General features: G+C 65.9%; 21 protein-coding genes. 15 read left to right on the top strand and 6 right to left on the bottom strand.

Annotated features, from left to right (window positions below; all coding sequences use genetic code 11):
* The first annotated feature begins 74 nt into the window (after positions 1-74).
* From ARTSIC4J27_RS11615 to ARTSIC4J27_RS11545, 15 genes are all read left to right on the top strand, one after another.
* Positions 75-1817 carry an ABC transporter ATP-binding protein gene (locus ARTSIC4J27_RS11615; RefSeq protein ID WP_407681129.1) on the top strand — a complete coding sequence of 581 codons (1743 nt, stop codon included), beginning with the start codon at positions 75-77 and terminating at the stop codon, positions 1815-1817.
* Positions 1814-2194 carry a GntR family transcriptional regulator gene (locus ARTSIC4J27_RS11610; protein ID WP_050055353.1) on the top strand — a complete coding sequence of 127 codons (381 nt, stop codon included), beginning with the start codon at positions 1814-1816 and terminating at the stop codon, positions 2192-2194. The genes ARTSIC4J27_RS11615 and ARTSIC4J27_RS11610 overlap by 4 nt, the downstream gene beginning before the upstream one ends.
* A 46-nt stretch (positions 2195-2240) precedes the next feature.
* Entirely contained in the window at positions 2241-5165 is a 2925-nt protein-coding gene (gene uvrA / locus ARTSIC4J27_RS11605) for an excinuclease ABC subunit UvrA (RefSeq protein ID WP_050055352.1), read from the top strand.
* Positions 5166-5244: 79 nt separating this feature from the next.
* The gene (locus ARTSIC4J27_RS11600) at positions 5245-5961 is read left to right on the top strand and encodes an HAD hydrolase-like protein (RefSeq protein ID WP_050055351.1); all 717 of its coding nucleotides are present in this window, start codon (positions 5245-5247) and stop codon (positions 5959-5961) included.
* A complete protein-coding gene (locus ARTSIC4J27_RS11595) occupies positions 5948-6616 on the top strand; it encodes a lysophospholipid acyltransferase family protein (RefSeq protein WP_050055350.1) in 669 nt (222 codons plus the stop codon). The genes ARTSIC4J27_RS11600 and ARTSIC4J27_RS11595 overlap by 14 nt, the downstream gene beginning before the upstream one ends.
* Positions 6617-6663: 47 nt before the next feature.
* Entirely contained in the window at positions 6664-8739 is a 2076-nt protein-coding gene (gene uvrC, locus ARTSIC4J27_RS11590) for an excinuclease ABC subunit UvrC (RefSeq protein WP_050055349.1), read from the top strand.
* Between the two features lie 169 nt (positions 8740-8908).
* Positions 8909-9832 (top strand): RNase adapter RapZ, encoded by a 924-nt coding sequence (rapZ, locus tag ARTSIC4J27_RS11585; RefSeq protein ID WP_050055348.1) that lies wholly within the window; start codon positions 8909-8911, stop codon positions 9830-9832.
* Entirely contained in the window at positions 9832-10848 is a 1017-nt protein-coding gene (locus tag ARTSIC4J27_RS11580; RefSeq protein ID WP_050055347.1) for a gluconeogenesis factor YvcK family protein, read from the top strand. Before rapZ ends, ARTSIC4J27_RS11580 begins: the two co-directional genes overlap by 1 nt.
* 9 nt (positions 10849-10857) lie before the next feature.
* Positions 10858-11838, top strand: a complete 981-nt coding sequence (gene whiA, locus ARTSIC4J27_RS11575) for a DNA-binding protein WhiA (protein WP_050055346.1) — start codon at positions 10858-10860, stop codon at positions 11836-11838.
* Positions 11839-11937: 99 nt separating this feature from the next.
* Positions 11938-12564 carry a superoxide dismutase gene (locus ARTSIC4J27_RS11570; RefSeq protein WP_050055345.1) on the top strand — a complete coding sequence of 209 codons (627 nt, stop codon included), beginning with the start codon at positions 11938-11940 and terminating at the stop codon, positions 12562-12564.
* A gap of 256 nt (positions 12565-12820) precedes the next feature.
* Positions 12821-13831 carry a type I glyceraldehyde-3-phosphate dehydrogenase gene (gene gap / locus ARTSIC4J27_RS11565; protein WP_050055344.1) on the top strand — a complete coding sequence of 337 codons (1011 nt, stop codon included), beginning with the start codon at positions 12821-12823 and terminating at the stop codon, positions 13829-13831.
* 10 nt (positions 13832-13841) lie between these two features.
* Positions 13842-15068 carry a phosphoglycerate kinase gene (locus tag ARTSIC4J27_RS11560; protein WP_050055343.1) on the top strand — a complete coding sequence of 409 codons (1227 nt, stop codon included), beginning with the start codon at positions 13842-13844 and terminating at the stop codon, positions 15066-15068.
* 116 nt (positions 15069-15184) lie between these two features.
* Positions 15185-16000: a triose-phosphate isomerase gene (gene tpiA, locus ARTSIC4J27_RS11555; protein ID WP_050055342.1), complete on the top strand. Its 816-nt coding sequence runs from the start codon at positions 15185-15187 to the stop codon at positions 15998-16000.
* A 49-nt stretch (positions 16001-16049) separates the two neighbouring features.
* The gene (secG, locus tag ARTSIC4J27_RS11550; protein ID WP_050055341.1) at positions 16050-16307 is read left to right on the top strand and encodes a preprotein translocase subunit SecG; all 258 of its coding nucleotides are present in this window, start codon (positions 16050-16052) and stop codon (positions 16305-16307) included.
* 113 nt (positions 16308-16420) lie between these two features.
* Positions 16421-16813 (top strand): RNA polymerase-binding protein RbpA, encoded by a 393-nt coding sequence (locus ARTSIC4J27_RS11545; RefSeq protein WP_050055340.1) that lies wholly within the window; start codon positions 16421-16423, stop codon positions 16811-16813.
* On the opposite strand, the gene pgl is transcribed toward ARTSIC4J27_RS11545, so the two are convergent.
* From pgl to tkt, 6 genes are read right to left on the bottom strand one after another with little or no spacing between them, the layout of a single operon-like run.
* Positions 16766-17584, bottom strand: a complete 819-nt coding sequence (gene pgl, locus ARTSIC4J27_RS11540) for a 6-phosphogluconolactonase (protein ID WP_050055339.1) — start codon at positions 17582-17584, stop codon at positions 16766-16768. The two genes, ARTSIC4J27_RS11545 and pgl, sit on opposite strands and share 48 nt — an antisense overlap.
* Positions 17574-18515: a glucose-6-phosphate dehydrogenase assembly protein OpcA gene (locus ARTSIC4J27_RS11535; protein ID WP_050055338.1), complete on the bottom strand. Its 942-nt coding sequence runs from the start codon at positions 18513-18515 to the stop codon at positions 17574-17576. Before ARTSIC4J27_RS11535 ends, pgl begins: the two co-directional genes overlap by 11 nt.
* A complete protein-coding gene (gene zwf / locus ARTSIC4J27_RS11530; RefSeq protein ID WP_050055337.1) occupies positions 18512-20083 on the bottom strand; it encodes a glucose-6-phosphate dehydrogenase in 1572 nt (523 codons plus the stop codon). The genes ARTSIC4J27_RS11535 and zwf overlap by 4 nt, the downstream gene beginning before the upstream one ends.
* 13 nt (positions 20084-20096) lie before the next feature.
* Complete coding sequence (locus ARTSIC4J27_RS11525) at positions 20097-21731, bottom strand: glucose-6-phosphate isomerase (protein ID WP_050055336.1); 1635 nt, start codon at positions 21729-21731, stop codon at positions 20097-20099.
* Positions 21732-21737: 6 nt separating this feature from the next.
* Positions 21738-22853: a transaldolase gene (gene tal / locus ARTSIC4J27_RS11520; RefSeq protein ID WP_050055335.1), complete on the bottom strand. Its 1116-nt coding sequence runs from the start codon at positions 22851-22853 to the stop codon at positions 21738-21740.
* A gap of 27 nt (positions 22854-22880) precedes the next feature.
* Positions 22881-24998, bottom strand: coding sequence for a transketolase (gene tkt, locus ARTSIC4J27_RS11515; RefSeq protein WP_050055591.1), 2118 nt, complete (start codon positions 24996-24998; stop codon positions 22881-22883).
* Positions 24999-25038 lie beyond the last annotated feature (40 nt).

Raw genomic sequence — 25038 nt, 5'->3', positions numbered from 1 at the left:
ATGCCGGAGCGGAGGCGCGCTTTTGGCCCACCGCCCGGCGGCTCCTTGGGCTCCTCCGTCCGTTCCGGCTGCATATGCTGGGCGCCGTTGCCTCCACCTGCGCGTTCGCAGGCCTCAACGTGGCTGCGCCGAAGTACCTGGGGGACGCCACCGACGTCGTGGTGGACGGCGTGCTCAGCGGGAACCTCGACCAGGAAGTGCTCGCGCTGATCCTGGGTGCAGTAGCGCTCATGTACGTGGGCGCCTCCCTTTTCAACTGGATCCAGGGTGCGCTCTCCGCCCGCTCGGTGCAGGGCCTGATGTACGGACTCCGGGAAGCGGTGGAGGGCAAACTGCACCGGCTGCCGGTCACCTACTTCGGAGGGCGCTCCAGGGGCGACGTCCTGAGCCGGGCGACGAACGACATCGACAACATCACCCAGGCCCTCAACCAGCTCCTCACCCAACTCATCATGTCTGTCCTGATGCTGTGCGGCTCGCTGGCCATGATGCTGTGGATCTCGCCCGTGCTGGCGGCCATTGCGATTGCGACGGTTCCACTGTCCACCCTCATCACCGTGCAGGTGGCCCGGAAATCCCAGGCCCAGTTCGAGAAGCAATGGAGGGAAACGGGACAGCTGAACGCCCACATGGAGGAATTCATCAGCGGCCACGAGGTGATCAAAGCCTTCGGGCGGCAGGCACAGGCAGCGGACGTTGTGGCCCTGAGCAATGAGCGGCTGGCCAGGGCAGCCACCAGGGCTCAGTACTCGGCGGGGGTGGTGCAGCCCCTGATGGTCCTGATGTCCAACCTCAGCTACATCGCCGTGGCGGTGGTGGGCGCCCTCCAGGTGATCGCCGGGGCCATGACCATCGGCGGGATCCAGGCTTTCATCCAGTTCAGCAGGCTCTTCACCCAGCCCGTTGGCCAGATCGGCGGCATGCTCAACCTGATGCAGTCCTGCGCGGCCTCGGCGGCCCGTGTCTTCGCACTGCTCGATACGCAGGAGGAGCCCGCCGACGCGCCGTCCCCGGCTGCAGGTGCGCCTCCTGCTCCAGACGCCCAAGGCACGGAAGGCCGCATCGTCTTCGACAATGTGACGTTCGGGTATCAGGGAGCAGCGCCCGCGGTGCGCAACCTGTCCTTCACAGTGGAACCGGGCCGGACGGTGGCTGTGGTGGGGCATACCGGGGCCGGCAAGAGCACGGTGATCAACCTCCTGCTGCGCTTCTGTGCACCGGATGCCGGCGTGATCACCATCGACGGAACGGATATTGCCGAGGTTCCCCGCGATTGCCTGCGGGCCCGCTTCGGCGTGGTGCTCCAGGACGCGTGGCTGTTTGCGGGCACCATCCGGGAAAACATCGCCTACGGCAGGCCGGGCGCCACCGAGGCGGACATCCTTGCCGCTGCCGAGGCCAGCTATGTGGACCGCTTTGTCAGGTCGCTGCCGCAAGGGTACGACACCGTCCTCGAGAACGGCGGCGACGGCCTCAGCCAGGGACAGCGGCAGCTGATCACCATCGCCCGGGCACAGCTGGCGGCCCGTCCCGTACAGGTCCTCGATGAGGCAACAAGTTCCGTGGACTCGAGGACGGAACTGCTGATCCGCCAGGCCATGCACCGGTTGCGCCAGGGCCGGACCAGCTTCGTCATTGCGCACCGTTTGTCCACAGTCCGCGACGCTGATCTAATTCTGGTCATGGATCACGGACGCATCGTCGAGCAGGGCACCCACCGGGACCTCCTCGCTGCGAACAGCTATTACACCCGCCTCTACAACGCACAGTTCACGCTGCAGGCGGGACGCAGCGGCGCGCTCGAGGCCGGCATTTGAACGCGCCGGCCGAGTTCCCGGGGACGTGGAAGCCCAATGCAGCCAGTTCCGTACCGCTGTTCGAGCAGCTGAGGCTGCAGGTAATCCACCTGGCCGACGGCGGAAAGCTGCCGCCGGGAACCCGGCTCCCCGCCGTCAGGGCACTGGCGGAACGGCTGGACGTCGCTCCCCACACCGTCGCCAGGGCCTACAAGGAACTGGAAGCTGCGGGCGTCGTGGCCACCCGGGGAAGGAACGGCACCGTTGTCTGCGCCCGCGACGAGCGCCTGGGCGGCCTGTCCGCCGCGGCAGCAGACTATGCGGCCGCCGCCAAGGCCCAGGGCGCCTCGTTCGCAGAGGCCGTACAGCTGCTGGCTGCGGCCTACGACGGCGGCTGAGCGCCCCGCGTGGGTGTTCGAAGAAGTTTTCGATTAGCATTAGTGGGTGCCTAAAGCCGTAGCTGAAGAATCTGCCATCCAATCCGTTGAAGTTTCCCTGGCCCGGTCCGCCGCGCCCAAGCGCCCGGACCTGTCCCGCCTGGTGGTCAAGGGGGCGCGGGAGCACAACCTGCGCAATGTGGACCTGGACCTGCCCCGGGACGCCATGATCGTCTTCACCGGGTTGTCCGGCTCCGGCAAGTCCTCCCTCGCCTTCGACACCATCTTCGCCGAGGGCCAGCGCCGCTACGTCGAGTCGCTCTCCGCGTATGCCCGCCAGTTCCTCGGCCAGGTGGACAAGCCCGACGTCGACTTCATCGAGGGGCTCTCCCCGGCAGTCTCCATCGACCAGAAGTCCACCAGCAAAAACCCCCGCTCCACCGTGGGGACCATCACCGAGATCTACGACTACATGCGCCTGCTCTGGGCACGCGTGGGCCGGCCGCACTGCCCTGTCTGCGGCGAGCCCGTGGCCAAGCAGACACCGCAGCAGATCGTGGACCAGCTGCTCGAGCTGGACGAAGGCACCCGCTTCCAGGTCCTCGCTCCCGTGGTGCGCGGCCGGAAGGGGGAGTTTGTTGACCTTTTCAAGGAACTCACCGCCAAGGGCTACTCCCGCGCCCGCGTGGACGGAAACCTGGTCCAGCTCAACGACCCGCCCAAGCTGGGAAAGCAGTTCAAGCACACCATCGAAGTAGTGGTTGACCGCCTGGTGGTCAAGGAAGGCATCAGCCAGCGCCTCACCGACTCCATCGAAACCGCGCTGGGCCTGGCCGAGGGCAGGGTGCTCGCCGAGTTCGTGGACCTCGAAGCTGACGATCCCCACCGGCTCCGGGCGTTCTCCGAAAACCTGGCCTGCCCCAACGAGCATCCGCTGGCGATTGACGAAATCGAACCGAGGTCCTTCTCGTTCAACAACCCGTTCGGCGCCTGCGCGGCCTGCAGCGGCATCGGCACCAAGCTGGAGGTGGACGAGGAACTCATCGTCCCCAACCCCGAGCTTTCGCTGTCCGAGGGCGCCATCGCTCCGTGGTCCCTGGGCACTGCCACCACCGAGTACTGGAACAGGCTCCTCGAAGGCCTCGCCAAGGAACTCGGTTTCTCCATGGACACTCCATGGGAGAAGCTGGGCAGTGATGTCCGGCAGACAGTGCTGCACGGCAAGGACCACAAAGTGGTGGTGCAGTATAAGAACCGGTTCGGCCGCGAACGGAAATACAGCACCGGCTTTGAAGGTGCCATCCAGTACGTCCACCGGAAACACGGCGAGACGGACTCCGAGTGGGCCCGCGACCGGTACGAAGAGTACATGCGGCAGATTCCCTGCCCTGCCTGCAACGGCGCACGCCTCAATCCTGCGTCCCTGTCGGTTCTCATCAACGGCAAGTCCATTGCCGACGTCGCCGCCCTCCCCATGCGGGACTGCGCCGACTTCCTGAACAACCTGGTGCTGACCGGCCGCGAAGCGCAGATCGCGCATCAGGTGCTGAAGGAGATCCAGGCACGCCTGACCTTCCTGCTGGACGTCGGGCTGGAATACCTGAATCTCGAACGGCCCTCCGCCACGCTGTCCGGCGGCGAAGCCCAGCGCATCCGCCTGGCCACCCAGATCGGTTCCGGCCTGGTGGGTGTCCTGTACGTTCTCGACGAACCGTCCATCGGACTGCACCAGCGCGACAACCGGCGCCTGATCGACACCCTGACCAGGCTCCGCGACATGGGCAACACGCTCATCGTGGTGGAGCACGACGAAGACACCATCCATGTCGCCGACTGGGTGGTGGACATTGGACCGGGCGCCGGCGAGCACGGCGGCCAGGTGGTCCACTCCGGCTCCTACAAGGAGCTGCTGGAAAACACGGCTTCGCTGACAGGCGACTACCTGTCCGGGCGGAAGAAGATTGAGGTCCCCAAGAAGCGCCGGAAGTACGACAAAAAGCGTGAACTCAAGGTGATCGGCGCCCGGGAAAACAACCTGGTCAACGTCGACGCCGCGTTCCCGCTGGGTCTCTTCACCGCCGTGACCGGCGTCAGCGGGTCCGGCAAGTCCACCCTGGTCAACGAAATCCTCTACAAGGTGCTGGCCAACAAGCTCAACGGCGCCAAGCAGGTTGCCGGCCGGCACAAAACGGTCCAGGGCCTGGAACACCTGGACAAGGTGGTGCACGTCGACCAGAGCCCCATCGGCCGGACGCCGCGCTCCAACCCGGCCACGTATACGGGCGTTTTCGACAACATCCGCAAGCTCTTCGCCGAAACCACCGAAGCGAAGGTCCGCGGTTACCTTCCCGGGCGCTTTTCCTTCAACGTCAAGGGCGGGCGGTGCGAGGCATGCTCCGGTGACGGCACCCTGAAGATCGAGATGAACTTCCTGCCGGATGTGTACGTGCCCTGCGAAGTGTGCCATGGTGCGCGCTACAACCGCGAAACGCTGGAAGTCCACTACAAGGGCAAAACCATCGCGGACGTCCTGAACATGCCCATCGAGGAGGGCGCCGAGTTCTTCGCGGCGTTTTCTCCGATCGCCCGCCACCTCAACACGCTCGTGGACGTGGGGCTTGGGTACGTCCGGCTCGGGCAGCCTGCCACCACACTCTCCGGCGGCGAGGCCCAGCGCGTGAAGTTGGCAGCGGAACTGCAGAAGCGGTCAAACGGACGCAGCGTCTACGTCCTGGATGAGCCCACCACAGGCCTGCACTTCGAGGACATCCGCAAGCTGCTGATGGTGCTGCAGGGACTGGTGGACAAGGGCAACACGGTGATCACCATCGAACACAACCTGGACGTCATCAAGAGTGCCGACTGGATTGTGGACCTGGGTCCCGACGGCGGCTCGGGAGGCGGCCAGATTGTCGCTGCCGGCACGCCTGAGCAGCTCGCCAAGTCCACCACCAGCCACACTGCTGCGTTCCTGGCCGAAATCCTGCCATAGATCGCCTACCCGCCGCGGAAATATTCCGTGGCGGGAATGCGAGTTTCAGGCACGAGTGCTGTCATGAGAAACTAACCCGGTGACTCAAACAACAGTGCCCGTGATCTTTGACCTGGACGGCACTCTTGTCGATCCGGCCGGTGGGATAACAGATGGAATTGCTGCGGCCCTTCAGGGGCTGGGGCTTCCAGTTCCCGGCCAGGAACTGCTCGAAGCGATGATCGGCCCGAAGCTGAGCGACTCGCTGCTGAACGTGGCCGGGGTTCCGGCCGGGCTGCTGGATGAGGTTATCCGCCGCTACCGTGAGTACTACGTGGCTACCGGAATCGGCCAGAGCCGCCTCTATCCGGGCGTTCGCGAAGTGCTGGAATCCTATGTGGCTGCAGGCCGGCCGATTGCCGTGGCCACCCAGAAACCCCAGGGGCTCGCCCACACCGTCCTGGCACATCACGGGATCGACGGGCTGTTCCAGGGAATCCACGGCTCGGCAGATGACGAGTCTGCCGTGGACGGGGTCCCGGTCGGAAAGACGGAAATCATCGCTGCCGCCCTGAAGGACCTGGGCACGCATCACGCGCTGATGGTGGGGGACCGCGCGCAGGACGTCGCCGGTGCCATCGCCAACGGCCTGGACTGCATCGGGGTTGCCTGGGGTTTCGCACCCGACGGCGAACTGGAGACTGCCGGAGCTGTGGCCGTGGTGGCAACCGCGGACGAACTGGTGGGCACTATAGACCGCCTTGAATCCATCCACTCGGCCGCAATGAGCGAGGTGACCAACGATGGAAATGTTTGAAGCTGTCCGCTGGACCACGCGCAGCCTGATTGCCGGCACCTGCCGGCCCACCGTCGTCGGCATCGAAAACGTCCCCGCCGACGGGCCCTTCATCGTGGCACCCAACCACCTCTCTTTCTTTGACAGCGTCATTGTCCAGGCGCTGATGCCCCGCCCGGTCGCCTTTTTCGCCAAGGCGGAGTACTTCACCACGGGCGGCGTCAAGGGCAAGGTCATGAAGGCCTTCTTCGAATCGGTGGGTTCCATCCCGGTGGAACGCGGCGAACAGGCCGCCAGTGTCCAGGCTCTCAAGACCCTCATGGACATCCTCGAGTCCGGCCGCGGAATCGGCATCTACCCGGAAGGGACCCGTTCACGCGACGGCATCCTCTACCGCGGCCGCACCGGAGTGGGCTGGCTGGCCTTGACCACCGGCGCCCCCGTGATCCCCGTGGGTCTCATCGGGACCGAAAACCTGCAGCGCGCCGGCGAAAAGGGAGTCCGGCCGCAACACTTCACCATGAAGGTGGGGGAGCCGCTGTACTTCGACAAGACCGGGCCGGACCACTCGCTCCCGGCCCGCAGGCAGGTCACGGACCGCATCATGGACGCCGTCGCCGAGCTCAGCGGGCAGGAACGCTCCGCCAGCTACAACCAGAGCAAGGTCATCGACTAGCTGCCCTGCCTGCCAAGGCACCCCGCGTGCCTCAGTAGAATGGATAGGTGGCAAATCCAGCAAGTTACCGGCCCCAAACGGGCGAAATTCCCACCAACCCGGGGGTGTACCGGTTCCGCGACCCGAACGGACGCGTTATCTACGTGGGCAAGGCGAAAAGCCTCCGCTCCCGGTTGAACTCGTACTTCGCCAACCCCGCCGGTTTGCTGCCCAAGACCTATGCCATGGTCCATGCGGCCAGCAGTGTGGAATGGACCGTGGTAGGCAGCGAGCTGGAGTCGCTGCAGCTGGAATACACGTGGATCAAGGAATTCAAGCCCCGGTTCAACGTTGTCTTCCGGGATGACAAAACCTACCCCTACCTCGCTGTAACCATGGGCGAAAAGTATCCGCGGGTGCAGGTGATGCGCGGAGACAAGAAAAAGGGCACCCGCTACTTCGGCCCCTACACCGCCGGTGCCATCCGGGAAACCATGGACACCCTGCTCCGCGTCTTTCCGGTCCGCAGCTGCAGTGCCGGCGTGTTCAAGCGCGCCGAGGCCAGCGGCCGGCCCTGCCTGCTGGGCTACATTGATAAGTGCGCCGCACCCTGCGTCGGCCGGATCTCGCCGGACGACCACCGGGCCCTCGCCGAGGATTTCTGCGCATTTATGGGCGGCGAAGCCAAACGTTTCATCAGTAAGCTGGAAAAGCAGATGGCCGAAGCCGTGTCCGAGCTGAACTACGAGCGGGCGGCGCGCCTGCGCGATGACATCACCGCGCTTCGCAAGGTCTTTGAACGCAACGCGGTGGTACTCGCGGAAGACACCGACGCTGACGTCTTCGCCCTCCACGAGGACGAGCTGGAAGCCGCCGTCCAGGTTTTCCATGTCCGCGGCGGCCGGATCCGCGGCCAGCGCGGCTGGGTGGTGGAGAAGGTGGAGGATTCCACCACTCCTGACCTGGTGGAACACCTCCTGCAGCAGGTGTACGGGGATGAGGACCAGAGCCACGGCAGGCTGCCCCGCGAGGTGCTGGTGCCTGTCGCGCCCAGTAACGAGGCGGAACTGACGGTCTGGCTCAGCGGAATGCGCGGCGCCAAGGTGGACATCCGGGTGCCGCAGCGCGGCGACAAAGCCGCGCTGATGTCCACGGTCCGCGAAAACGCCGAACATGCCCTCAAACTCCACAAGACCCGCCGCGCCGGCGACCTCACCGTCAGGTCCCAGGCGCTGCAGGAACTCCAGGAGGCCCTGGACCTGCCCGTGCCGCTGCTGCGCATCGAATGCTTTGACGTTTCGCACGTGCAGGGCACGAACGTCGTGGCCTCCATGGTGGTGGTGGAGGACGGGCTGCCCAAGAAGTCCGATTACCGGAAGTTTTCCATCACCGGCGACGCGGCGTCCGATGACACTGCGGCCATGCACGACGTCCTCACCCGGCGGTTCCGGCACTACCTGAAGGACAAGTCGGCGCAGGTGGACGAATCCGTCCTCAACGCAGGAGACCCTGGCGTTGCAGGAGCTGGACCGGATCAGGCAGAACCCGTCCAGGCAGGACCCGGCCAGGCGAAAGCAGCTGACGCAGCGGTCCGGCAGGACGGCGCCCTGCTGGACACCACCACGCCGGCGCCGCGGGCCAAGTTCGCCTATCCGCCAAACCTGGTGGTGGTGGACGGCGGCAAGCCCCAGGTGAATGCAGCGGCCCGCGCCCTCGCGGACCTTGGGATCGACGACGTCTACGTGGTGGGCCTGGCCAAACGGCTGGAGGAAGTCTGGCTGCCGGACAGCGACTTCCCCGTGATCCTGCCCCGCACGTCCCAGGGCCTGTACCTGCTGCAACGGATCCGCGACGAGGCCCACCGGTTCGCCATCTCGTTCCACCGGCAGAAGCGTGGAAAGGCCATGACCGTCTCCGCCCTGGACGGCGTACCGGGGCTGGGAGCTTCCAAACGGAAAGCCCTCCTGGCGCACTTCGGATCCGTCAAAGGCGTCAAGGCAGCGTCGGCTGCGGAACTTTCCGAAGCGAAGGGCATCGGCCCGGCCCTGGCCAGCGCCATCGTGAACCACTTCTCCGGCAGCGGACCCGAAGCGGCCCCGGTGCCCGCGATCAACATGACCACCGGCGAGGTCATCGAAACCTGACGGTGTTCCGGGCCACGCCGGAGTGCGCAAAAAGTTCAGTAGATTGACCAAAATCCAGCCACGTCCACTGAAACTTAGCGGACTTCAGCGATTCTTAGCTAGGGTTGGGGAGGGGTGCGGGCCAACGCAGGCCGCCCCACCAGGCAACTGAAGAAACGGGGCGGACTTAATGGCAGACACAACGGCGGAATCCGGAGCAGGCGAGGACGGGATGCAGCCCGTCAAGCCGCTCGAAGCGGAACTGCTGGTGGTCACCGGGATGTCCGGAGCCGGGCGGAGTACAGCTGCTGACGCGCTCGAGGACCATGGCTGGTACGTCGTGGAAAACCTGCCGCCGCAGATGCTGGGCACGCTCGCCGAGCTCGTCTCACACGCGCCGCAGTCCATCCCCAGGCTGGCCGTGGTCATCGATGTGCGCAGCAAGGGACTCTTCGCGGACATCCGCGCAGCATTGGGCGCGCTGGCTGCCAGCGGTGTGACCTTCCGCGTCCTTTTCCTCGATGCCAGCGACAATGTGCTGGTCCGCAGGTTTGAACAGGGACGCCGGCCGCACCCCCTGCAGGGCGGCGGCCGCATCCTCGACGGCATCGCCGCCGAACGGGAGCTGCTGCAGGAACTGCGCGACAGCTCCGACGTCGTGCTGGACACCTCGGGCTACAACGTCCACGGCCTGGCCACCGCCATTACCGAGCTTTTCAGTGAGACCGGCCCGGTGGCCCTGCGGTTGAACATCATGAGCTTCGGCTTCAAGTACGGGCTGCCGGTCGACGCCAACTACGTGGCGGACGTGCGCTTCATCCCCAACCCGCACTGGGTGCCCCAGCTGCGCCCGCACACCGGGCTGGACAAGGACGTCAGCGACTACGTCCTCGAAGCCGAAGGCGTCAAGAACTTCGTGGACCGCTATGTCATGGCGCTGGAGCCCGTCCTGGACGGCTACCGCCGCGAGAACAAGCACTACGCCACCATTGCCGTGGGCTGTACGGGCGGCAAACACCGCTCGGTGGCGGTCGCCGTCGAGCTTTCCAAGAAACTGGCCCAGTTTCCCCGCGTCACCGTGACCACCACGCACCGGGACCTGGGCCGGGAGTAATGTCGCTCTTCACCGGTGCCCTGCCGCTGGTTCCACCGGCCGCGACGGCCGCGAACCCGCAGGTCAAAGGGCGGAACGTTGTAGCGCTTGGCGGCGGCCACGGCCTGTCGGCCTCCCTCTCGGCGCTGCGCCTGCTCACCAGTGAGCTGACGGCCATCGTCACAGTGGCGGACGACGGCGGATCTTCCGGGCGTCTGCGTGACGAGTACGGCGTCCTCCCGCCGGGAGACCTCCGGATGGCCCTGTCCGCCCTGTGCGACGACACGGACTGGGGCCGAACGTGGCGGGATGTTATGCAGCACCGCTTCCGCCCTGGAAAGGGCCCGGGCGGCTCGCTGGACGACCACGCCACGGGGAACCTGCTGATCGTTACTCTCTGGGAGCTGCTTGGCGACGCCGTCGCCGGGCTCCGGTGGGCGGGCGCGCTGCTCGGGGCCCGCGGCCAGGTCCTGCCCATGTCCACCGAGCCCCTGACCATCGAAGGCGACGTGCGGGTCACCGCCGCGGACGGAACCTCCCATTTGGAGACCCTCCATGGCCAGGCGCGGTGTGCCGTGGCCGGTTCGCTGGAGGCGGTGCGCCTCCTGCCCGAAGCCGCACCCGCCTGCGTGGAAGCCCTCTCCGCCATCGAACTGGCGGACTGGGTGATCCTGGGACCGGGCTCCTGGTACACCTCCGTGCTGCCGCACCTGCTGCTCCCCGAGATGCGGCAGGCGCTGTGCCACACCCCGGCCAAGCGCCTCCTGACCATGAACCTGGCCACAGACACCAAGGAAACCAGCGGCATGACGGCCGCGGACCACCTCCACGTCCTGCGGCGGTACGCCCCGGAGTTCAGCGTTGACGTGGTCCTCGCCGACCCCGCGTCCGTTCCCGACCTGCCGGAGTTCCAGAAGGCCGCCGCGATGATCGGAGCCGAGGTTGTCTTGGGTAAAGTAGGGGCGTCGGGCCGCCGACCCGTCCATGACCCCCTGCGTCTGGCCACGGCGTACCACGACATTTTCGGGAACAGTTAGGAAGGTGCCATGGCACTGACAGCATCAGTCAAGGAAGAACTTTCCCGTCTGGACATCAAGAAGTCATCAGTCCGGAAAGCGGAAGTCTCAGCCATGCTGCGCTTCGCCGGCGGGCTCCACATCATCTCCGGCCGGATCGTCATCGAAGCCGAAGTGGACCTGGCCTCAACGGCCCGCCGCCTCCGCGCGGCCATCGCCGAAGTCTACGGGCACCAGAGCGAAATCATTGTGGTCTCCGCCGGGGGACTGCGCCGCGCCAGCCGCTATGTGGTCCGTGTGGTGCGCGACGGCGAGGCGCTGGCACGGCAGACAGGGCTCCTGGACGGCCGGGGCCGCCCCGTGCGGGGGCTGCCGTCCGCCGTCGTCAACGGCTCCGCAGCCGACGCCGAAGCAGTGTGGCGGGGTGCCTTCCTGGCCCACGGCTCACTGACCGAACCCGGCCGCTCCTCCTCGCTGGAGGTTACCTGCCCGGGCCCGGAGTCGGCGCTGGCCCTGGTGGGCGCCGCCCGGCGCCTGGACATCCAGGCGAAGGCCCGCGAGGTCCGGGGTGTGGACCGTGTGGTCATCCGCGACGGCGATACCATCGCTGCCCTCCTCACCCGGATGGGCGCCCACGATGCCTTGATGGTGTGGGAGGAACGCCGGATGCGCAAGGAAGTCCGCGCCACGGCCAATCGCCTGGCCAACTTCGACGACGCCAACCTGCGCCGCTCAGCGCAGGCCGCCGTCGCTGCAGGCGCCCGGGTTGACCGGGCGCTGGAGATCCTCGGCGACGACGTGCCGGAGCACCTGAAGTACGCCGGCGAACTCCGGGTGGCGCACAAGCAGGCAAGCCTGGACGAACTGGGCCGGCTGGCCGATCCCGTGATGACCAAGGACGCCATCGCCGGAAGGATCCGCCGGCTGCTGGCCATGGCGGACAAGCGTGCCCTTGACCTGGGCATCCCGGGAACGGACGCCAATGTGACGCCGGAAATGCTGGACGAGTAAACGGCCCATAGAATCAAAAAGATTCCGGGCGCCAGACGCCCGGATGCACAATCCGAGAGTTACCAACCGGACCAAGGGTCCACGATATTGGAGGATTTTGTGACCGAGTACGTACTGCCTGAACTCAGCTACGACTACGCTGCCCTGGAGCCGCACATTTCTGCGCGCATCATGGAGCTGCACCACAGCAAGCACCACGCCGCCTACGTGGCCGGCGCCAACAACGCCCTGGCCCAGCTGGCCGAAGCCCGCGAGAAGGGCGACTTCGCCAACATCAACCGGCTGTCCAAGGACCTCGCGTTCCACACCGGCGGACACATCAACCACTCCGTGTTCTGGAACAACCTCTCCCCGGACGGCGGCGACAAGCCCGAAGGTGAGCTGGCTGCTGCCATCGACGACGCTTTCGGCTCCTTCGACGCGTTCCGTGCCCAGTTCTCCGCAGCCGCGCTCGGCCTGCAGGGTTCCGGCTGGGGCTTCCTGGCCTACGAGCCCATCGGTGGCAACCTGGTCATCGAGCAGCTGTACGACCAGCAGGGCAACACCGCACTGGGCACCACCCCGCTGCTGATGCTGGACATGTGGGAGCACGCCTTCTACCTGGACTACGTCAACGTCAAGGCCGACTATGTCAAGGCGTTCTGGAACATCGTGAACTGGGCCGACGTCGCCAAGCGCTTCGAAGCTGCCCGCACCAACGCCACCGGACTCATCACCCTCCGGTAGCGGGCTGCACCCCGGTGTAACAAACTTCACATTCGGACTTAAACCAACCGCGATGTGGACCGTCCGCCCCCGCACTTGCGGGGGCGGACCCAGTTAAACGTAAGATAGGTCACGGAAGGCGGTTAGCCTTCAGCAATGAGGCTGGTCGCCCTCCGTTTGTAAATCATCTCTGCCCAATGGCGTGCGGGATCTGTTAGTTGGCTTGATAGCCCGCTCAACTAGTTGTGCTTCTCAAAGCACCAAGGAGACTGAAAAAGTGACGACCCGTATTGGTATCAACGGCTTTGGCCGTATTGGCCGCAACTACTTCCGCGCAGCCCTGGCACAGGGCGCGGACCTGGAGATCGTTGCAGTCAACGACCTCACCAGCCCGGAGGCCCTGGCCCACCTGTTCAAGTACGACTCCGTGGGCGGCCGCCTGAAGGAAACCATCGAGGTCAAGGACGGCAACATCGTCGTCAACGGCAACGTCGTCAAGGTCCTGGCAGAGCGCGATCCCGCGAACCTCCCGTGGGGCGAGCTGGGCGTGGACATCGTGATTGAATCCACCGGCTTCTTCACCAAGGCCGCCGATGCGCAGAAGCACATTGACGCCGGCGCCAAGAAGGTCCTGATCTCCGCCCCCGCTTCGGATGAGGACATCACCATCGTGATGGGTGTTAACCACAACCTCTACGACAACGCGACGCACCACATCATCTCCAACGCTTCCTGCACCACCAACTGCCTGGGCCCGCTGGCCAAGGTGGTCAACGACGAATTCGGCATCGAGCGTGGCCTGATGACCACCGTCCACGCCTATACCGCAGACCAGAACCTGCAGGACGGCCCGCACAAGGATCTGCGCCGTGCACGCGCTGCAGCCGTCAACATGGTCCCCACCTCCACGGGTGCTGCGAAGGCCATCGGCCTGGTCCTGCCCGAGCTGAAGGGCAAGCTGGACGGCTACGCCATCCGCGTTCCCGTTCCCACCGGCTCCGCCACCGACCTCACCGTCACCGTCTCCCGCGAGACCACCGTGGAGGAAGTCAACGCCGCCCTCAAGCGCGCTGCCGAGTCCGAGGAACTGCAGGGCTTCCTGACCTACACCGACGAGCCCATCGTCTCCTCCGACATCGTCGGCGACCCCGCCTCGTCCATCTTCGACTCAGGCCTGACCAAGGTGATCGGCAACCAGGTCAAGGTTGTTTCCTGGTATGACAACGAATGGGGCTATTCAAACCGCCTCGTTGACCTTACGGAGCTTGTCGCATCCAAGCTGGGCTAGGGTTAGACACATGACATCTAACACCCTCAACGAACTGATCGCTGAAGGTGTCCGCGGGCGGTACATTCTGGTTCGAAGTGACCTGAATGTGCCGCTCGACGGCTCTACAGTGACTGACGACGGCCGGATCAAGGCCTCACTGCCAGTCCTGCGAAAGCTCACGGACGCCGGTGCCCGCGTGCTGGTAACAGCCCACCTCGGCCGCCCCAAGGGCGCCCCGGAGGAAAAGTACTCCCTGCGCCCTGCAGTGACCCGCCTGGCCGAGCTGGCCGGTTTCAAGGTCTCGCTTGCCGGGGACACCGTGGGCAGCTCCGCCAAGGAAGCTGCCGCCTCCCTCCAGGACGGTGAAGTGCTGGTCCTGGAGAACGTGCGCTTCGACGCCCGCGAAACCAGTAAGGACGACGCCGAGCGTGGCGCCTTCGCTGACGAGCTGGTGGCCCTGACCGGCGATAACGGGGCTTACGTGGATGATGCCTTCGGTGCCGTGCACCGCAAGCACGCCAGCGTTTACGACGTCGCCACCAGGCTGCCGTCCTACCTGGGCGACCTCGTGCACACCGAGGTGGAGGTGCTGCGCAAGCTCACCACGGACACCCAGCGCCCCTACGTGGTGGTGCTGGGCGGCTCCAAGGTCTCGGACAAGCTCGCGGTCATCGAGAACCTGCTGGGCAAGGCAGACACCATCCTGGTAGGCGGCGGCATGCTGTTCACCTTCCTGGCTGCGGCAGGCCACAAGGTTGCCTCCAGCCTGCTGGAAGAAGACCAGATCCCCGTGGTTCAGGACTACCTGAAGCGCGCAGCGGACGCCGGTACCGAATTCGTGGTGCCCACGGACGTGGTGGTGGCGGAGAAGTTCGCCGCTGACGCCGCCCACGAGACAGTTGCCGCGGACGCCATCGAAGGCAGCGGCTTCGGCGCCCAGGGCATCGGCCTGGACATCGGACCTGACTCGGCGGCTGCTTTCGCCGAGCGGATCAAGGGTGCCAAGACCGTCTTCTGGAACGGCCCCATGGGCGTCTTCGAGTTCGAGGCGTTCTCCGCCGGTACCCGTGCCATCGCCCAGGCTCTGACGGAGACCGGAGCCTTCACCGTGGTGGGTGGCGGCGATTCCGCCGCCGCAGTCCGCACCCTCGGGTTCGCGGATAACCAGTTCGGCCACATTTCCACCGGCGGCGGTGCCAGCCTGGAATACCTCGAAGGCAAGGAACTCCCGGGGCTCAGCGTCCTCGATCGGTAGCAACACCGTCCGGTAGTAACTGCGTCCGATACCAGTACCGGACGTCCTCCGGCCGGCAGGTTGCCCCGCGGCAGCCTGCCGGCCGAACTCATATCAAAGACTTTTTTGGAGAACACGTGACATCGTCAACGAACGGCGCTTTTGACCGCAAGCCCTTCATCGCGGGCAACTGGAAAATGAACATGGACCACGTCCAGGGCATCACCCTCCTGCAGAAACTAGCCTGGACCCTCTCGGACGCCAAGCACGACTACAGCCGGGTTGAAGTAGCCGTCTTCCCGCCGTTCACCGACCTCCGCGGCGTCCAGACGCTGGTCCAGGGTGACGACCTCGATGTTGCCTACGGCGGCCAGGACCTCTCCCAGTTCGATTCCGGGGCCTACACGGGCGACATTTCCGGTCAGTTCCTGAATAAGCTGGGCTGCAAGTACGTCCTGGTGGGCCACAGCGAGCGGCGGACCATCCACAACGAGTCCGACGACGTCCTCAATGCCAAGGTCAAGGCTGCCTTCAAGCACAACCTCGTTCCCGTGCTCTGCGTGGGCGAAGGCCTGGAGATCCGCCAGGCTGGCACGCACGTCGAGCACACCCTTGCCCAGCTCCGCGCCGGCGTCGCAGGGTTGACCCCGGAGCAGGCCGCCGAACTTGTGGTGGCCTACGAGCCCGTGTGGGCCATCGGAACGGGCGAGGTTGCCGGACCGGCAGACGCACAGGAAATGTGCGCCGCCATCCGCACCGAGCTGGAGTCCCTGTTCGATGCCGCAACGGCTGCCAAGACCCGGCTCCTCTACGGTGGTTCGGTCAAGGCCAACAACGCCGCCGCCATCCTGAAGGAACGCGACGTGGACGGCCTGCTGGTGGGTGGCGCAAGCCTCGATCCGGCCGAGTTTGCTAATATTGTCAGGTTCGAGAGTCACCTGGTGACGGACTAGTCCGTCCCGCCGCGCACACTCCCGCATTCCAACTTTCTGAAAGGCCGTCGTGGACGTTCTTCATGTCATTCTGCAGATCCTCCTTGGCATCACCAGCCTCCTGCTGACGTTGCTCATCCTCCTCCACAAAGGACGGGGCGGCGGACTGTCCGACATGTTCGGTGGCGGCATGAGCTCGGGCCTGAGCTCCTCAGGGGTTGCCGAGCGGAACCTGAACCGGTTCACCATCATCCTCGGCGTCACCTGGGGCATCGTTATCATCGCCCTGGGACTTATTATGCGATTCACCGGCAGCGGAGACTCCTGACCTCCGGATAAAACGTTCCGCGCGGGCACTGCCGCCGCGCCGGTCCGCGAACTAAACTGTGGCTGTCGGTTCCCCGGCAGCCACAGTTCTGTTTAACACGGCAGGAGCCGGCGATGATCCATCCAACATCAGGTTTCCGTGGCACCCGTGCGGGTGCAACGGCAGGAACAGGAACTAGCCTCGAGTCGGGGGAGCACGGGAACAGCCTTCCGCGGATCCGGATCTCCTACTGGTGCGCCAAAGGACACGAAACCCAGCTGGTGTTCCTCAAACTCCCCGAGGACCAGATCCCGGCGGTGTGGGACTGCCGGCGGTGCGGTGTGGCAGCGGCAAGGGACGGCGCGGCGCCCGCTGATGCGGACAGCCTCGAGGACGGCTACAAGAGCCACCTGGAATACGTTAAAGAGCGGCGCTCCAGCCAGGACGCCGAAGACCTCCTGGCTGGAGCGGTGGAAAAGCTACGCGCCCGCAGCGTCCTTCCGGACGAGTTGCTGCGGGACGCGTGACGCGGCATTTTCATCAATAAGCCACAGGGTCCGTGAGGTACCGCGGGGACCCGCAGCAGGAACCTGGACCGGGTTGGCGCCGGCCAGGGCCAGGCCCACAGCGCCGGCCTTGTCTTCCCCGGCCACTACCATCCACACTTCCGCCGCCGTATTGATGGCCGGCAGCGTCAAGGAGACCCGCAGGGGAGGAGGCTTGGGCGAATTCCGGACGCCCACCACGGTACGCGTTTTCTCCCGGATGCCGGCCTGCTCCGGAAAGAGCGACGCGATGTGCGCGTCGGGTCCAACACCCAGCAGGACAACGTCCAGGCGGGGGAGCGCGGAAGGCTCCTCCGGCCGGTCATCAGACATGTCGGCTGCATGTTCCTCGGCTGCGGCCTCCCGCAACCGGCGAGCATAGTCCTCCGCTGCCTCCTCCGGGCTGCCAAACTGGTCCGACGAGCCGGGCTCATGGACACGGTCAGGGTCCACCGGGATGTGCGAGAGCAACGCGTCGTACGCCTGCTTGGTGTTCCGGTCATTGTCTCCGGAGGCGACGAACCGCTCATCACCCCACCAGAAATTGACCTTCGACCAGTTAACCGCGGGAGCAGCCGGAGAGTCAGCAACAGCCTTAAGCGTCCCGATGCCCACCGTGCCGCCGGTCAGCACCACGGTAGCTTCACCATATTTGTCCTGCACATCAACAAGCTTGGTAATCAGGCGGGCCGCAATGGCTGCCATCAGCACCGACGAATCAGGATGGATGCTTACTCTTGGCTCAACGCTCACTGGGTCGGACGCTCCTTAGATTGGTACGTGGCAGTCCCATAGTAATCACTTCGCCGAAGACTTCATCCGGGTCCAGGCGCCGCAGCTCCTCGGCCAGGCAGTCCCGAAGGCTGCGGCGCGGCAGAGAGATGCGCTGGGCGGGCTGGCCCGGCTGGGTCAGTTCGGCCACGGACAGTCCCGGGCGGAAGAGCTGGACGTCGCCGCCGTGGCGGGTGAGCCGGACGCGCCGTATACCGGTCCCGGCAGGATCCGCCACGATGGTCACCGGTGCTTCCAGGGCGAGGGTGAGCCAGGCCGCGAGGAGGATGGTGGACGGGGAGTCCGACGCACCCTCGACGGCCACGGCAGTCACCGGCGAGGAGTCCACTTCGTCCAGGGCCGCCGCGAGCTGGATCCGCCAGTTGGTCAGGCGGGTCCAGGCCAGGTCTGTATCGCCGGCCCGGTAGGTTTTGTGGATCCGGGCCAGTGCCGCCTGAGGGTCGGGTTCGTTGGCGGAGTCGGTGATCCGGCGGTGTGCGATCCGGCCAATGGAGGTTTCGCAGGCGTTTTCCGGGGCGCCGTGCGGCCACCAGGCCACGATCGGCGCATCCGGGAGCAGCAGCGCTGCGACCAGGGACTCGGACTCGCGGGCGAGCTGGCCGTAGCCGCGCAGCACGATCACCTCGGACGCGCCGGCGTCACCGCCCACCCGGATCTGGGCGTCCAGCCGGTCATCGGCGTCGGCTCCGGCGTCGGCCAGGACGATGATCCGGCAGGGGTGTTCCCGGCTGGCATCGTTGGCGGCCTCGATCGCTTCTTCCTCAAGCCCGGACTTGGTGACCACCACGAGGGTGAGTACCCGGCCCAGGGCAATCACGCCGCCCTGCTCGCGCAGGGCCATGAGCTTCTTGGAAACGTTCGAGGTGGTGGTGTCCGGCAGGTCTACAATCATGGCCTTCTCCAGGTTCGTCCGTCGCGGGCCAGCAGCTCATCGGCGCTGGCCGGGCCCCAGGAGCCGGGGGCGTAGGGTTCGGGCTGTTCGTCCAGGGTGGCCCAGTAATCCTCGAACGGGTCAAGGATCTTCCAGGACAGCTCCACTTCCTCATGCCGCGGGAACAACGGCGGCTCGCCCAGGAGCACGTCCAGGATCAACCGCTCATACGCTTCCGGGCTGGATTCGGTGAAGGAGTGCCCGTAGCCGAAGTCCATAGTCACGTCGCGGACTTCCATCTGCGTGCCCGGAACCTTGGAGCCGAACCTGATGGTCACGCCCTCGTCAGGCTGGACCCGGATCACCACGGCGTTCTGGCCGAAGTCATCCTCCCCGTGGTCACGGAACAACAGGTTCGGGGCGCGCTTGAACACCACCGCGATCTCTGTCACGCGCCGGCCCAGCCGCTTTCCGGCGCGCAGGTAGAACGGCACACCGGACCAGCGGCGGGTGTGGATGTCCACCCGGATCGCCGCGAACGTTTCGGTGGTGGAATTGGCCGGGATGCCTTCTTCCTCCAGGTAGCCCTGGACCTGCTCGCCGCCCTGCCAGCCGCCGGTGAACTGCCCCCGCGCGGAGTGGGTGGACAGGTCCTCTGGGAGCTTGACGGCGGCGAGGACCTTTTCCTTCTCCGCCCGCAGGTCATCGGCGTTGAAGGAAATGGGCTCCTCCATCGCCGTCAGCGCCAGCAACTGCAGCAGGTGGTTCTGGATCACGTCGCGGGCCGCGCCCACGCCGTCGTAATACCCTGCCCGGCCGCCGGTGCCGATGTCCTCGGCCATGGTGATCTGGACGTGGTCCACGTAGTTCGCGTTCCACAACGGCTCGAACAGCTGGTTCGCGAACCGCAGCGCCAGGATGTTCTGGACCGTTTCCTTGCCCAGGTAGTGGTCGATCCGGAACACCGCATCCTGCGGGAATACCGACTCCACGATGTCGTTCAGCTTCCGGGCCGACTCAAGGTCGTGCCCGAACGGCTTCTCGATCACCACGCGCCGCCACTTGTCCCCCTCGGCCTGCGCCAGGCCGTGCTTGGACAGCTGCCGGCAGACCTGCTCGAATGCCTTCGGCGGGATCGACAAATAGAACGCGTGGTTGCCGCGGGTACCGCGGACATCATCGAGTTCCTTGATGGTCTCGCCGAGACGCTCAAAGGCGCCGTCGTCGTCGAACTCGCCCTGGACAAAGCGGATGCCCTCGGAAAGCTGGTTCCACACCGCCTCATCAAACGGTGTGCGCGCATAGGCCTGCACGGAGGCCTTCACCTGGGCGGCGAAGTCCTCGTCAGTCCACTCCCGGCGTCCAAAGCCCACCAGCGCAAAGCTCGGCGGCAGCAGCCCGCGGTTGGCCAGGTCGTACACGGCCGGCATGAGCTTCTTGCGGGCAAGGTCCCCGGTAACTCCGAAGAGCACCAGCGAGGACGGACCGGCAATCCGGTTCAAACGGCGGTCACGGGGATCCCGGAGCGGATTACGCAGCGTTTTGCCGGGACGCGTCCCGGGCGACCTGCCGTATTCAGTTTCTGGCATGTTGCTTTGTGCCTTAGCTTTCGGTGACGGAGGCTGACCTGGCGGACAGCGCAGCAATGATGTCCTGCAACTGTGCCACACCGGCGGCACGGTTGGTCAGGTGCAGGCGAAGCACTGGACGTCCGTGCTCGCTGAGGACCTGGGCATCGCCGGCGGCCTGCGCGGCAATCAGTTTCCCGAAGGTGAAGGGACGCTCCGGAATGGCAAGGTCTTCCGCAGCAGCAGCGGTTACCTGGAGGAACACACCAATTGCAGGGCCGCCCTTGTGGAACTGGCCGGTGGAGTGCAGGAACCGGGGGCCCCAGCCGAACGTCACCGGACGGCCGGTGACGGCCGCGAGCTCGTCGCGGACGCCTTCCAGCTGCGCGAAGGCCAGCCGGTCAAAGTAGGCCTGGACACTGAGGTAGCTGTCTGCCTCGAGCGTGTCCAGCAGCGCCTTGACGGCGCCCTCCGCAGTGGAAGCACCGCCCAGCCAGTCGCCGCCGCGGACCTCGATGGCACCGTCAACGAAAGCTGCGGGGGTGGGCTCGGGCTGCGCGTCCAGCAGGCCGCGGGCGGCCACTTTTGCGGCCTCCACGTCCGGCTGGTCGAACGGGTTGATGCCCAGCAGGCGGCCGGCCACGGCCGTGGCAAACTCCCAGACCATCATCTGCGCGGCCAGGCCCCCGGCGATGGCAACCTCGTTCTCACCGAGTTCGACGTCGGCGTCAGCGGCCACCAGCCGCACCACAAGGACATCCGGTGCGCCAGAGGTCACTTCAGGTGAAGAAGGACCTGCCACCACCGGCAGGACGCCGGTGCCCAGCTTGCCCGTGGACTCGGCGATCAGCTGCTCAGCCCAGTCGGCGAAGCCCACAATGCCCGAACCGTCCTCGGCGATAACGATCTTGTTGCGCAGCGGGCTGGTCCCGCCCAGCGCGGTTCCCAGCGCCAGGCCGATATTCTCGGGGGCATCCTCGTTGAGGACCTCGGCTGCTTCCTCGGCCTCGTCCAGGAAGGCCTGGATGTCCACGCCGGCCAGGCCTGAAGGCACCAGGCCGAACGCGGTCAGGGCGGAGAAGCGGCCGCCGACGTTGGGGTCGGCGTTGAAGACGGCCCGGTAGCCGGCCTCGCAGGACGCCTTGTCCAGCGGGGAGCCCGGATCGGTGACGATGATGATCCGGCTCGCGGCATCGATGCCGGCGTCGTTGAACGCCTTCTCGAAGACCCTCCGCTGGGAATCGGTCTCAACGGTGGAACCGGACTTGGAGGAGACCACGATGGCGGTCTCTTCCAGCCGGTCCGCCAGGGCAGCACGGACCTGGTCCGGGTCCGTGCTGTCCAGCACAGTCAGCTCGACGCCGGCGGTACCGGCGATGACCTCCGGAGCCAGCGAGGATCCGCCCATGCCGCACAGCACGATGCGGGTCACACCTTCGGCCCGGAGGGCGTCACGGAGTTCCAGGATCTCCTTTACCAGCGGCTGCGAGACGGTGGCCGCCTCAACCCAGCCGAGGCGGATCGCGGACTCGGATTCGGCGTCGGGACCCCACAGCGTGTGGTCCTTCGCGAAGATCCGGGTGGCGATCCGGTCCTCCACCAGGGCGGGAATGTGCTGTTCAAGTGCCTGCTGTGCGGCACCGGTGGCTTCGTAGCTGAGTGTGCTCATTGTTGGTTAGGAAGCCTTCCGTGCAGAGGCCAGGGCGCCCTCGACGTCGCCGAGCAGCTCCTTCCAGCTGGCCACGAACTTGTCCAGGCCTTCGGATTCGAGGATGGCGACGACGTCGTTGTAGGAGATGCCGAGCTTCTCGAGAGCGTCGAGGGTGGCGTTGGCTTCCGCGTAGTTGCCGGTGATGGTGTCGCCGGTGACCACGCCGTGGTCGAACGTGGCGTCCAGGGTCTTCTCCGGCATGGTGTTCACCACGCCGGATGCAACGAGTTCGGTGACGTAGAGGGTGTCCGGGTAGGCCGGGTCCTTGACGCCGGTGGAGGCCCACAGCGGGCGCTGGGGGAGTGCGCCGGCCTCGGCCAGCAGGGCCCAGCGCTCGGTGGCGAAGAGCTCTTCGTAGACCTGGTAGGCGAGGCGGGCGTTGGCGACGCCGGCCTTGCCCTTGAGGGCCTTGGCTTCGTCGGTGCCGATGGCGTCCAGGCGCTTGTCGATCTCGGTGTCCACGCGGGAGACAAAGAAGGAAGCCACGGAGTGGATCTTGGAGAGGTCGTGGCCGTTTTCCTTGGCCTGTTCCAAGCCGGCCTGGAAGGCGTTGATGACGGCGCGGTAGCGCTCCAGGGAGAAGATCAGTGTCACGTTGACGCTGATGCCCTCGGCCAGGGTTGCGGTGATTGCCTCAAGACCCTCAAGCGTGGCGGGGATCTTGATGTGGACGTTGTCCTTGTTGACCTTCTTGTACAGGTGCTTGGCTTCGGCGATGGTGCCGGCAGTGTCCCAGGCCAGGCGCGGGTCGACTTCGATGGACACGCGGCCGTCGACACCCTTGGTGGCTGCTGCCACGGGTGCGAAGAGGTCGCAGGCGTCGGCGACGTCGGTGGTGGTGATCTCGAAGATGGTGTCCTCGACGCTGGCCCCGGCTGCTGCCTGGGCGGCGATGGTGGCGTCGTAGTCCGTGCCGGAGGTGATGGCGGCGTGGAAGATGGACGGGTTGGTGGTCACGCCAACCACGTTCTTCTCTTCGATGAGCTTGCGCAGGGTGCCGGTTTCGAGGCGTCCGCGGGAAAGGTCATCGAGCCAGATGGAAACTCCGGCCTCGGAGAGCTGCTGTGTGGGAGTAGTCATGGTGTTTATCTCCTCAGAAATCGGTTGTTAGGCCTGGGCGGCGGCGAGGGAGTCTTTGGCAGCGGCGGCTACTGCTTCCGCGGTGATGCCGAACTCCTGGAAGAGGCGCTTGTAGTCGGCGGAAGCGCCGTAGTGCTCGAGGCTGACGGAACGGCCGGCGTCGCCGACGAATTCCTTCCAGCCAAGGGCAAGTCCTGCTTCAACGGACACGCGCGCCTTGACAGCCGCGGGCAGCACGGACTCGCGGTACGCGGCGTCCTGCTTGTTGAACCATTCAACGCACGGCATGGAGACTACGCGGGCGGCGATGCCTTCGGCCTGCAGGGTTTCACGGGCCTGGACGGCCAGCTGGACCTCGGAGCCGGTGGCGATCAGGAGCACGTCGGCCGGAACGGTGGCGCCGTCCTTGGACGCTTCGGCCAGGACGTAGCCGCCCTTGGCGACGCCGGCCACGGAACCGAACGTGTCGCCGTCGGCCTGGCCTTCGCCGCGCTCCCAGGTGGGGATGTTCTGGCGGGTCAGCACAATGCCGGCGGGGTTGCTGTGGTTTTCCAGCATGGTCTTCCAGGCAACAGCCACTTCGTTGGCGTCGCCGGGGCGGACCACGTCGAGGCCCACAATGGCGCGCAGCGAGGCGAGCTGTTCCACCGGCTGGTGGGTGGGGCCGTCTTCGCCCAGGCCGATGGAGTCGTGCGTCCAGACGTACAGGGACGGGACACCCATCAGGGCGCCGAGGCGGATCGCCGGGCGCTGGTAATCGCTGAAGATCAGGAACGTGCCCGAGAACGCACGGGTGCGGCCGTGCAGGCTGATGCCGTTCACGATCGAGGCCGCGGCGTGTTCGCGGATACCGAAGTGCAGGACGCGGCCGTAGGGGTTGCCCTTCCAGGCGTCCGTCTGCTTGGAGGCGGGAACAAACGACGGCGAGCCTTCGATGGTGGTGTTGTTCGACTCCGCGAGGTCCGCGGAACCGCCCCACAGTTCGGGCAGGACCGGGCCCAGTGCGTTCAGGACCTTGCCGGAGGCGGCGCGGGTGGAGACGTCCTTGCCGGCCGGGAAGACCGGAAGGGCGGCGTCCAGGCCTTCGGGCAGTTCCTTGGCCTCGATGCGCTGCAGCAGGGCCGCGCCTTCGGGGTTGGCCGCCTGCCAGGCGTTGAAGGATTCTTCCCATTCCTTGCGGGCGGCTGCACCGCGGTCCACCACGGCACGGGCGTGGGCCAGGACTTCCTGGTCAACGTCGAAGGACTTGGCCGGGTCGAAGCCCAGGACTTCCTTGAGTGCTGCGACTTCCTCGGCACCGAGGGCAGAGCCGTGGATCTTGCCGGTGTTCTGCTTCTTGGGGGCCGGGTAGCCGATGATGGTGCGCAGGGAGACGATGGAGGGCTTGGACGTTTCAGCCTTGGCGGCCAGGAGCGCGGAGTAGAGCTCCTGCACGTCTTCCTTGTATTCGCCGGTCTTGGTCCAGTCCACGCGCTGGACGTGCCAGCCGTAGGCCTCGTAGCGCTTCAGCACATCCTCGGTGAAGGCGATGTCGGTGTCGTCCTCGATGGAGATGTGGTTCTCGTCGTAGACAACAACGAGGTTGCCCAGCTCCTGGTGCCCGGCCAGCGAGGAAGCCTCTGCCGTGACGCCTTCCTGCAGGTCGCCGTCGGACGCGATCACCCAGATGGTGTGGTCGAACGGGCTGGTCCCCGGGGCGGCGTCGGCGTCGAACAGGCCGCGCTGGCGGCGCTGGGAGTACGCGAAGCCAACCGAGGACGCCAGGCCCTGGCCCAGCGGACCGGTGGTGATTTCGACTCCGGCGGTGTGCTTGTACTCAGGGTGGCCCGGAGTCAGCGAACCCCAGGTGCGCAGGGCCTCGAGGTCCTTCAGTTCCAGGCCGTAGCCGGAGAGGAACAGCTGGATGTAAAGCGTCAGTGAGGTGTGCCCCGGGGACAGGACGAAACGGTCACGGCCCAGCCACTCCGGATTGCGGGGATCGTGGCGCATCAGCTTCTGGAAGAGAAGGTACGCGGCCGGCGCCAGGCTCATAGCCGTTCCGGGGTGGCCGTTACCCACCTTCTCCACCGCGTCCGCAGCCAGGACGCGGATGGTGTCCACCGCGCGCTGGTCCAGGTCGGTCCAAGACAGTTCTTGCTCTTCCAAATGTGGCACGAAAACCGGGCCCCTCTCTGTGCTGGTGGCA

Origin of the sequence: Pseudarthrobacter siccitolerans, assembly GCF_001046895.1 — a bacterium.
GTDB lineage: Bacteria > Actinomycetota > Actinomycetes > Actinomycetales > Micrococcaceae > Arthrobacter > Arthrobacter siccitolerans.
This window is presented reverse-complemented; position numbering and strand designations above follow the sequence as displayed.